The sequence below is a fragment of the Komagataeibacter diospyri genome, from assembly GCF_006538165.1.
GTDB lineage: Bacteria > Pseudomonadota > Alphaproteobacteria > Acetobacterales > Acetobacteraceae > Komagataeibacter > Komagataeibacter diospyri.
On sequence record NZ_BDLU01000055.1, the window covers coordinates 1 to 1,458 of the forward strand.

General features: G+C 61.7%; 2 protein-coding genes. Both read left to right on the top strand.

The genetic code is table 11. The annotated features are described in order from the left end of the window. Positions 1 to 718, top strand: a 718-nt coding sequence (locus tag MSKU9_RS12890) for a Cof-type HAD-IIB family hydrolase (protein ID WP_141261819.1), incomplete at its 5' end; no start/stop codon positions are given. Beyond that, positions 711 to 1,458 (top strand): 6-phosphogluconolactonase (pgl, locus tag MSKU9_RS12895; RefSeq protein WP_141261820.1); only part of this gene is annotated, 748 nt, incomplete at its 3' end. The genes MSKU9_RS12890 and pgl, both read left to right, overlap by 8 nt.

The following is a 1,458-nucleotide window of genomic DNA, read 5'->3' on the forward strand; positions in this document are numbered from 1 at the left end:
GGTCGAGCGCCTGCGTGAACGCGGTATCCTGTTCACCATAACCAGCGGCCGCCCGCCCAGGGGCATGAAGATGGTCATCGACCCGCTGAAGATTTCAGAACCGATCGCGGGTTTTAACGGCGGCATGATGGTCAAGCCCGATTTCACCGTGATCGAGGCCCGCACCCTGCCAGCCGATACCGCGCGCAGGGTGATCAGCATCATCCGCGACCACAAGGCTGACCCGTGGGTCTATAATGGCAATGACTGGATTGTCTCGAAACTCGACGCCCCCCATGTCGCGCGTGAGCAGTGGACGGTAAAGTTCCCGCCTGTGGTCGGCAATGTCGAAGAAAAGCTGGATCAGGTGGTCAAGATCACCGGCGTCAGTGATGATCTGGATCTTATGAAACGTCTTGAACACGACCTGCAGCAGGCGCTGGGCGATACGGCGTCAGCCGCCCTGTCGCAGCCGTACTACGTGGATGTGACCAACAGGGACGCCAACAAGGGCGGCGTGGTGATGACGCTGGAACGCCTGCTGGGCATTCCAGCCAGCCAGATGGTGACACTGGGCGACCAGCCCAACGACGTGCTGATGTTCCGCAAGAGCGGCATGTCGATCGCCATGGGGCAGGCCAGCCCCGAGGTGCAGAAACAGGCGACCCATGTCTCGACATCGTGCGAGGAGGAAGGATTCGCCAGTGGTATCGAGAAATTCGTGCTGGGAGATGCATGACATGACAGCTGGACAGGACGTGAAAACGGGCGCGATGGTGGTCCTGCCCGATGCCGAGGCCATTGCCCGATACATGGCGAAATGGCTGACGGAGCAGGCGCTGGCGAAAAAGGATGGCCCGTTCGTGATCGCGCTATCGGGTGGGTCCACGCCAAAGCGGCTGTACCAGATTCTGGCGTCCGACGCCTATCGTGACCGTTTCCCGTGGGCGAACACGCAGTTCTTCTTCGGTGATGAACGCTTCGTGCCCGACAGTGACCCGGCCAGCAACTATAACATGGTGGAAGCCGAAATGCTGGCGCATGTAAACGTGCCGCCTGCCAATGTGCACCCCATGCCGACATCGGGCGACCCGGCGCAGGCGGCGGCCAGATATCAGGCGGAACTGGAAAAGGTATACGGCGGCAAGGTGCTGGAACCCGGTCGCCCGCTGTTTGACGTGGTGATGCTGGGGCTGGGTGATAACGGGCATACCGCATCGCTGTTTCCGCGCCAGCCGGTGCTTGACGAGCGAAAGCTGTGGGTTTCGACCTGCGTGCCCGATGACGCGCCGCATACGCGCCTGACGCTGACCTATCCCGCCATCCATTCCAGCCGCCATGTGGTGTTCATGCTGGCGGGTGCTGGCAAACGCGAGGCCTTTGCGAAAGTGCGCGCCGGTGATCCGGCGGAACCCGCCAGCCACATCACGACCGAGGGCGAACTCATCTGGCTTATGGACAAGGCGGCGGCGGGACAAT